The following is an 8,649-nucleotide window of genomic DNA, read 5'->3' as shown; positions in this document are numbered from 1 at the left end:
TTATATGGCTCCTAGGATCGTCTATAGTACCAAAAATACTTATTAGATTGTTTGTCGTTTTCATTCTTTATATCGTATTGATTATCAATACAATATAGTGATTTATTCTTTAGTATATACGTATATAGTATTTTTATATATTATTTTATTTGTTAAAAAAGGGTGCGTCCGCCCTGGCTACTGAATGGCCTTACGAGCCTTTAAAATATACTTAGATCTATCTAAAGGATTAATGCCTTTGAATTCTCTAATCACTCCTAAGTCATCCTCCACTTTTTCATAATGATCAAAAACCATGGACAAGCTTCCACGTCCACCTGTTTTGGCAGCTAATTTAATTGGATAATCCATTGATGTTGCTGCTGGAAAAATCCCTTCTAATTTCATTTGATTATTTTCGATCCTGGGCTGCTCAAAACTACCTCTCATCAACATAATATCGGAGGTAATACCACCCAAACTTTCCTCTGGAGCCTCTATACTAAACTTCATCATAGGTTCTAATAATACCGAGCCTGCATTTTTCAAGCCATCCATTATAGCCATGGGAGTAACAATCACAAAATCACCTGCTTTACTATGAATATTATGATGTGCTCCTTCTTCCAGCGTGATTTTTAAGTCAGTAACTTCCCAGCCTTTCATTCCCTGTTCAAGAGATCTAGTTATGGTTCGCTCTACTTCTTTTTGATATTTCAATAAAACATCATTCACACCAACTATGGATTTATATTGAACTCCACTTCCTAGCTCCCCTGGTACTAATTGAAATTTCACCACTGCCCAACAGGGTTTTGGCATGGTATAAGCATCATAACCATAAGCTTCTGACGCAATCGTTTCTTTATAAATAACAGATGGCGTATCAAACTCCACATTTAGTTGAAATCGATCCTGCATAAGCTGCTCTAAAATCTCTATCTGAATGGCACCATTAATTTTCAAATGGAATTCCTCTTCCTCTCTAAACCATTGAAAATCTAATAAGGGATCTTCTAGATTCAATTGTGTCAAAGCTTCTGAAAGGTTAAAATAATCTTGCTTCTCAATTGCTTTTACCTGAGTCCTAAGAATGGGAACCGTATTAAAACCCAAACTTCTTGTGGACTTATTCTTTCCAAGAACATCGCCAATTTGAACATTAGAAAATCCAGCTATTGCAATAATATCGCCTGCCCTAGCCTCCTCTATATCTTTTAGTTTTTGACTAAACACACTTTTAAGCTGATTTACTTTTTGCTCCTCTGCTAATCTCTGATTATAAACTAATTGTTTTTTGGCCATTTTTCCAGAAAACAATCGAACATGCGCTAGCGTCCCCAGTTGCGAGTCTTGAGAGATTTTGAAAATAATAGCTTCTAATTCTTCTGAACTCTTATTATTTCTCGACTTATTAAATTCAACTAAATGCTCCAATAGTAATTTTATGCCAAGTCCTACTTTGGCAGATGCAAATAATACAGGAAAAATAAGTGCTTTCTCTATCTGTTCAAAATAAGCCTTCTGTAACAATCCTTCATCAATATTCTCTCCCGATACAAACAATTCCAAAATTGCATCATTGTTCTCCGCTATTATTTCAATTAAATCTTCATTAGATGAATTCTTTAAAACTATAATATCATCCTTTGCTTCAACTTTCTGAACAGCGACCGCAGAAGAAGATAGTTCTTCCTGGATTTCTTTGAGGAGGTCTTCGTGATAAAAATCCTCTTTATCCATTTTATTCACCACAAAAAAAACAGGCAAGCCCAGCTTCTTAAGTAATTTCCAGATGATTCGGGTTTGAGCCTGCACACCTTCGTAAGCCGAGATTACTAAAACCACCATATCCACGGCCAATAAACTCTTTTCTACTTCCGAGATAAAATCCGCATGACCAGGGGTATCTATTATATTAATCTGATGCTTCTTATATTCCAAACTCATATGTGAAGCCATCACACTTATTCCACGCTCTTTCTCCACATTCAGAAAATCGGAAACGGAAGTTCCTTTATCCACTTGTCCGACAGATTTCAAAACACCTGTATGAAATAGTAACTGCTCGGTTAAACTAGTTTTACCTGCATCTACGTGAGCCAATAGTGCAATATTTAATATCGGTTTCAAATTTTATTTTTAGTATTTTTGGTTTTCAAAATAAAGCGCAATGAACAAAAAAATTCCCATTCAATTGTTCATTTCGCTATTTAACGCAAAATTAGTACCTTTAATTCATGCAAGCAAGTAGACAAATACTAATTAAATATTGGGGGCATGCCAATTTCAGACCCAAACAGGAGGAAATAATCCAATCTGTGCTAGATGGTCATGACACCCTCGCCCTACTTCCAACAGGAGGAGGAAAGAGTATTTGCTATCAAATCCCTGGTTTATTGATGGAAGGAATTACTATCGTGGTGACACCTTTGATTGCTTTAATGAAAGATCAGGTTGAGAACCTAAAGAAAAGAGGGATTCCTGCCGTAGCTCTTTATTCTGGACTAAATATAAGAGAACACGAACTTGCTATTAATAGATGTACTCATGGTGATGCGAAATTTCTTTATCTTTCTCCTGAAAGATTGATTTCTAATAAATTCTTAGAAACATTAAATCAGTTAAGAGTTAATTTAATTGCTGTTGATGAAGCACATTGCGTTAGTCAATGGGGTTATGATTTCCGTCCTCCCTATTTAAGAATCAGTGAAATCAGGCATTATTTCCCTAAAGTGCCTGTTATTGCATTGACAGCAACGGCAACCATTAAGGTTGCTGAAGATATTCAAGCTAAACTAGCGTTTAAAAATGCCAATTTCTTTTCAAATAGTTTCGCACGCAAAAACTTAGTTTATTTTGTAAGTAAAGAAGAAAACAAACTCGAAGTATTATTAAAGATGGCTAAAAAGCAACAAGGTTCGGGAGTTGTATATGCCAGAAATAGAAAGAAAACTAAAGAGATTGCTGAGTTTTTACAAAAAGAAAATATAAGCGCTTCTTATTATCATGCTGGCCTCGATTCCAGACAAAGAGATCACCGACAAAAAGAATGGATGGAAGGCCGCATCAGAATCATGGTTTCTACCAATGCTTTTGGAATGGGTATTGACAAAGATAATGTACGATTTGTGGCACATCTTGATATTCCTGACAATCCCGAAGCCTATTTCCAAGAAGCTGGAAGAGGGGGGAGAGATGGAAAAAAAGCATTTTCTGTTATTTTATGGGAAAATGCTGACTTACTTAATTTGAAACGGAACTTTGAGACAAGCTTCCCTCCCATTGATACCATCAAAAAAATATATCAAGCTCTTGGAAACTATTTACAATTAGCGGTTGGAAGTGGAGCCGGCCAGAGTTTCAATTTTGATTTGGCTCAATTTTCAAGACAGTACAATATTTCACCATTGATTGCCTTTAACAGCATTAAAATTCTTGAAAAAACTGGGATTATCATGATGAACGAAGCCATGTACAAACCCTCTAGAATAAAAATGCTTTTAGAAGGTGGCGACCTATATCGCTTTCAAGTAGATTTTCCCAAATATGACAACCTCATCAAATTCCTACTTCGTACCTATTCTGGATTATTTCAACTTCATACCAAAATAAATGAAGTTCAGATTATGAATACTTTCAACATTACTAAAGAACAATTACAGTCTTCTTTTAAAATGTTGAAGAAACTCGGAGTGTTGGATTATGAACCCGAAAACAATCAACCCCAAATCACTTATATATCGGAAAGACTAAAGAATACCGACCTATATTTCTCTCCTGAAAATTATGAGCTAAGAAAAAAATCAGCAGCATCAAGACTAAAAGCCATAACCAAGTATGTCGATAGCAATCATAAATGTAGAAGTCAGATACTTCTATCCTATTTTGGAGAAGTCAATAGCAAACGATGTGGATTTTGTGATGTCTGCCTAGAACGTAACAAAACACAACTCAGCAAGTTAGAATTCGATAACATAGTTGAACTGATTAAACCCATTCTTAAAAACACACCGGTACAGTTAGATGAATTGATTTTCGCGGTGGAAAGTGATGAGGTCGACAAATTACTAAATGCAATACAGTGGTTACAGGATAATGGTAAAATCCGTGAAGACTTAGAACATCATTTGTATTGGGTGTAAAAACAAGTTCTAAATAATCCCCAGAATACCTATATTTGCTGAAAATTCTAAACTATTTAAGATGAAAAAACTAATTATCCTTATAATCGCAATTCTACCTTTATTATCCTTTTCTCAAAAAAATGAATTAATGCTCGGTTTATCCATAGGAATGAGTAGTCCTTTAGGAGATTTCGCAAGCAACGAATATATTATCGATGAAAATAATGAACTTATTAGTCAAGGTCAATTCGCGAAAACAGGTTTGGCCTTTGATTTTTCAGCCAGTTATCGTTTGGGCTATTATGCTGGGTTTGCAGGTAGAATAATTGGAGGAACCAATAAAACAGACAATGGCACCTATTCTGATGCCATGACAGAAATATTACAAAAAGACGAAGCGAATTTAAGTGTATTAGCTTCTTCAAAAGGATGGGGAAACGGAGGCCTTATGGCTGGCGCTTATTTTGTATTACCTATTCAAGACTTATATATTGATGCCAGAATAATGGCTGGCTATATGGTTTTATTTGCACCACAAATTAGATATTACATTTATGAAACTGAAGAAGACCTTGGTAATGACGAAGCTTTTGTAAGACAAAAGTACAGTGCTGGTGGATTTGCTTATGATATTGGCTTGGGAATAAAATATAAATTTGGTGGTAATAAATTCTTACAGCTTAACGGTGACTATATTGGAAGCAAAATAGTTAAGGATAATATTAAAACATTAAATCCTTTTACACAGGATGAAGAATATGTAAATATGGATATTGAATATCAAAACCTAACTTTTACTATAGGCCTTGGATATATGTTCTAATAATAATCCTGCAACCTGAATAATTTCAATATGAAGATGTTATTGAATTAGCCAAAGGTTTAATAGGAAAGGTTCTATTTACTTGTTTTAAATCGCACACTACTTTCTGCATAATTACTGAACAGAGGCCTATACTGGAATAACAGACAAAGCTTCTCATGACTATATCATTAGGATAATGACTCGAATGGAAAAAATGTATTAAAGAGGAAGCTGTGCATTCATATTTCTCATTTATAGAATACAAAGTCTTTTCAACATAATGACAATAAAGTAGAAATCCTACACCTTGTTTTCATCAGCGGAGCCTATCCGATAGTCGGCCTAGATATCTTTAAAAATAGAGCTAGTTCAAATAAATTTAATCATTTATCTATGAATGGGTCAGGAAAGCTATTCAAGCTTATGGGCATTCATCATTCTGTTGATGGGATTCAACTAAAAAATGCGGGCTGTACAAAAGATGGTTATTGGATAGAAGATTTAGATTAGTCTAAATCACCTAAGAAATATATAGAAGACAGTTCTATAGAAGGCATTTATTATACTGAGGAAGACGCTTTGATTCCTTATCAACATTATCCCACTTAAAAACGAAACGACTTTAGAGATTCTAGAAAAGATTAGAAAACCAATCAATAACTGAAGTCCCTTTACGAGTCGCGATAATATAAATAATAATGATCTGTTCAATGGTAAACAAAGCAATTACTATGGTCTTGAGCTTAGAGCTTTTATTACCTTCTTCTTCTTTTTGCATCATAATAATAAAAATTGGTTGGTAAATATAAATAAAAAAGCTCTGTGATGAACACAGAGCCTTTTATACTTCAAGCAAAATGTAAATTTTTTTACTTTACGCCTTCTGCTAATTCATTACCTGGTTTAAACTTGATAACTTTTTTAGCTGCAATTGTAATTTCTGCTCCTGTTTGAGGGTTTCTTCCTTTGCGAGCTTCTCTCATTGATACAGAGAAAGATCCAAATCCAACTAATGCTACTCTTTCACCTTTTCCTAAAGAGTCGCTTGTTGCTTTAATAAATGCATCTAGAGCTTTTTTTGCGTCAGCTTTTGTTAAACCTGATTCATTAGCCATTGCTTCAATTAATTCTGCTTTGTTCATTTCGTAAGATTTTAATTAACACATTTGATTTTCATTCATGCAAATATAACTGAAAATACTAGAAATGCAAGTGTTACAGAAGTATTTCGCTAAAAAAAGCCATATTTATTCACTTTTGTTAATAAAAACGGTGTTTTTGTGAATAAACATAGGTCATACAGCACGTCGATCACACCGAAAACCTCATGTTTTCATCAAAAGAAAACCCTCGTAAAAAATCCGCAGCTTTCATTCTCTTTTTACCCTGAAGCTGCAATTCCGAGACTTCCAAACAAAAATCATCTGTATGAACCAACAACTTTTTACCGTTTTCCAAACTCAAAGAACCAGGCGAAAATTGGCTTAATATTTCAGTTTTTGAAACTGCATAAATTTTCATACTTAAGCGATTACCACCAGCCAATCCTTCCAACCAAGTCCAAGCTGTGGGATAAGGACTTAATCCTCTAACTTTATTATATATTGTCGCAGCATTTTTATTCCAATGAAGCAAACCATCCTCTTTGAATATTTTAGGAGCATGTTTGATATTTTGCTCCTTTCCTAATTCCTCCTGAACCTTTGTTAACACACCACCCTCTGCTATCATTTTCACAGTATCAACAACGAGCGTTGCTCCTAAAGCCATTAGTCGGTCATGCACATCCCCTGCTGAATCCGATTCATTAATAACACAAGATCTTTGTTCGATAACTTTTCCAGTATCTATTTCATGATCTAAAAAGAAAGTAGTGACTCCTGTCTCTGTTTCACCATTAATGATAGCATGATTAATAGGAGCTGCTCCCCTATATTGTGGCAACATGGAACCATGCAAATTAAATGTTCCTTGAGGAGGCATAGCCCATACCACTTCTGGCAGCATTCTAAAAGCCACAACTATTTGCAAATCGGCTTGCAGGGATCTTAGTTCTTCTAAAAATACAGGATCTTTTAGCTTTAAAGGTGTCAAAAGTGGTAATTTATTCTCCAATGCATATCTCTTCACTTCGGACATTTGTAATTTCTTTCCTCTACCAGCCAGTTTATCGGGAATAGTTACCACTCCAACAATATTGCAATCTGCTTGCACCAATGCATCTAAACTAGCCACAGCAAATTCGGGCGTTCCCATAAATATTATTCTAAGTTTATCTTTCATCCTCATTCATTTTGTAAGTGCAAAAATAACACATAAAAAAAATACCTGAACTTAAAAGTTCAGGTATTTTTTATGGAATAGTTATAAACTATTTATTTTGTTTTCCTTTCAAATATGCAATGTATTTATCAGCTTGTCTACCTTCAGTAGTTTTAGAAAATTCTTGTTTTATTCTTTCATGCAAGCCCAAAGCTTTAGCAAAATCACCTTTGCTCTCATAAGCTAAAGCAGCTTTCTGAAGAAATACAGGAGAGGTAAACTCATTTATTTTTTGATTTGCTGCATCTAAATAATAATTAATAGCCTTATCAGTATCGCCTAACTCCATATATGCATCACCAATTGCACCCATTGCCATTGGAGCAACAACTTGATCGTTAGCAGAAAATCCCTTAAGGTAAGTAATAGCATCTTCGTACTGTCCTAGCTTCAAATAACAGACACCAGCGTAATAATGAGATAGATTAGCACTTTTAGTCATTCCGTAATCAGAAATAATATCTAGAAAGCCTAAATGAGCACCATCTCCATTTAATGCAAGATTCAAAGAGTCTTGAGCAAAATACGTTTCTGCACTCGCTATTTCAATTTGAGCATCTTCTTCTAATGGTTGTAAGTAATATTTATCAAAACCAAAGTATGCAACTACTATCACTACTATGATTCCAATAACAGTAAGAATAGTTTTCTGATGTTTCTCAATGATTTGTTCCGATCTGGTCAAAGCTTCTTCTACTGCTTCAAATCTTTCTTCTGTAAGATCTTTAGTATTTTTTTGTTGTGCCATTTTCATTTTTATTTTAGAAGTGCAAAAGTAGTTTTTTTTGCAAAATATCCGAGCGAAAAATAAAAAAAATAAAAAGTTTGACGTTTTTTCGAAAAAAGCTTGCAGATTTGAAAATCTTATATACTTTTGCACCCGCTTTAAAAGCAAAATGAGCGCCGATGTAGCTCAGTTGGTAGAGCAGCTGATTTGTAATCAGCCGGTCGGCGGTTCGAGTCCGTTCATCGGCTCGTTCTTTTAAAAGATTGAGAATAAATTGTTGGGGGGATTCCAGAGCGGTCAAATGGGGCAGACTGTAAATCTGTTGGCTAAGCCTTCGGAGGTTCGAATCCTCCTCCCCCCACAAACCTTAGCGGGAGTAGCTCATTTGGTAGAGCGAAAGCCTTCCAAGCTTTAGGTGGCCGGTTCGAGCCCGGTCTCCCGCTCCAGATACAAGCTTCTAACTTATTTTAGTTAGAAGCTTTTTTTATGTCCATATAAATTATTTTTCCTCCCTAAATATTGATTAATAACGAGATAGAAATTGGGCTAAAAATTTATCTAAGGATATTGTAAAAATCACTTGTAGAATTAAAAATCTTCTTTATTTTTGCAGCCGCTTTATAAGCAAAATGAGTGCCGATGTAGCTCAGTTGGTAGAGCAGCTGATTTGTAATCAGCCGGTCGGCGGT

Annotated in this window: 7 protein-coding genes and 3 tRNA genes; 5 read left to right on the top strand and 5 right to left on the bottom strand. The window is 34.9% G+C overall.

What is annotated here, in order from left to right:
• Positions 1-177: 177 nt before the first annotated feature.
• Positions 178-2,112, bottom strand: coding sequence for a translation factor GTPase family protein (locus HNS38_RS19180; RefSeq protein WP_172346928.1), 1,935 nt, complete (start codon positions 2,110-2,112; stop codon positions 178-180).
• Between the two features lie 107 nt (positions 2,113-2,219).
• Here HNS38_RS19180 and HNS38_RS19175 point away from each other — a divergent pair, with 107 nt between their 5' ends.
• Positions 2,220-4,124 (top strand): ATP-dependent DNA helicase RecQ, encoded by a 1,905-nt coding sequence (locus tag HNS38_RS19175; protein ID WP_172284630.1) that lies wholly within the window; start codon positions 2,220-2,222, stop codon positions 4,122-4,124.
• A 61-nt stretch (positions 4,125-4,185) separates the two neighbouring features.
• Positions 4,186-4,929 carry an outer membrane beta-barrel protein gene (locus tag HNS38_RS19170; protein WP_172284628.1) on the top strand — a complete coding sequence of 248 codons (744 nt, stop codon included), beginning with the start codon at positions 4,186-4,188 and terminating at the stop codon, positions 4,927-4,929.
• A gap of 613 nt (positions 4,930-5,542) precedes the next feature.
• On the opposite strand, the gene HNS38_RS19165 is transcribed toward HNS38_RS19170, so the two are convergent.
• The 4 genes from HNS38_RS19165 to HNS38_RS19150 all read right to left on the bottom strand — a co-directional run bounded on the left by HNS38_RS19165 (position 5,543) and on the right by HNS38_RS19150 (position 7,981).
• The gene (locus HNS38_RS19165) at positions 5,543-5,692 is read right to left on the bottom strand and encodes a hypothetical protein (protein ID WP_172284626.1); all 150 of its coding nucleotides are present in this window, start codon (positions 5,690-5,692) and stop codon (positions 5,543-5,545) included.
• Between the two features lie 88 nt (positions 5,693-5,780).
• Entirely contained in the window at positions 5,781-6,053 is a 273-nt protein-coding gene (locus HNS38_RS19160) for an HU family DNA-binding protein (protein WP_172284624.1), read from the bottom strand.
• A gap of 169 nt (positions 6,054-6,222) precedes the next feature.
• Entirely contained in the window at positions 6,223-7,200 is a 978-nt protein-coding gene (gene fmt / locus HNS38_RS19155; protein ID WP_172284622.1) for a methionyl-tRNA formyltransferase, read from the bottom strand.
• A gap of 82 nt (positions 7,201-7,282) precedes the next feature.
• Positions 7,283-7,981, bottom strand: a complete 699-nt coding sequence (locus HNS38_RS19150; RefSeq protein ID WP_172284620.1) for a tol-pal system YbgF family protein — start codon at positions 7,979-7,981, stop codon at positions 7,283-7,285.
• Between the two features lie 154 nt (positions 7,982-8,135).
• On the opposite strand from HNS38_RS19150, the gene HNS38_RS19145 reads away from it, so the two are divergent.
• From HNS38_RS19145 to HNS38_RS19135, 3 genes are all read left to right on the top strand, one after another.
• Positions 8,136-8,208, top strand: a tRNA-Thr gene (locus tag HNS38_RS19145).
• Between the two features lie 31 nt (positions 8,209-8,239).
• A tRNA-Tyr gene (locus HNS38_RS19140) sits at positions 8,240-8,321 on the top strand.
• 9 nt (positions 8,322-8,330) lie between these two features.
• A tRNA-Gly gene (locus tag HNS38_RS19135) sits at positions 8,331-8,406 on the top strand.
• The last annotated feature ends 243 nt before the right edge of the window (positions 8,407-8,649 follow it).

Origin of the sequence: Lentimicrobium sp. L6, from assembly GCF_013166655.1 — a bacterium.
GTDB lineage: Bacteria > Bacteroidota > Bacteroidia > Bacteroidales > UBA12170 > UBA12170.
Note: the sequence above shows the minus strand (reverse complement) of the source record. Positions and strands in the feature narration are given on the sequence as shown.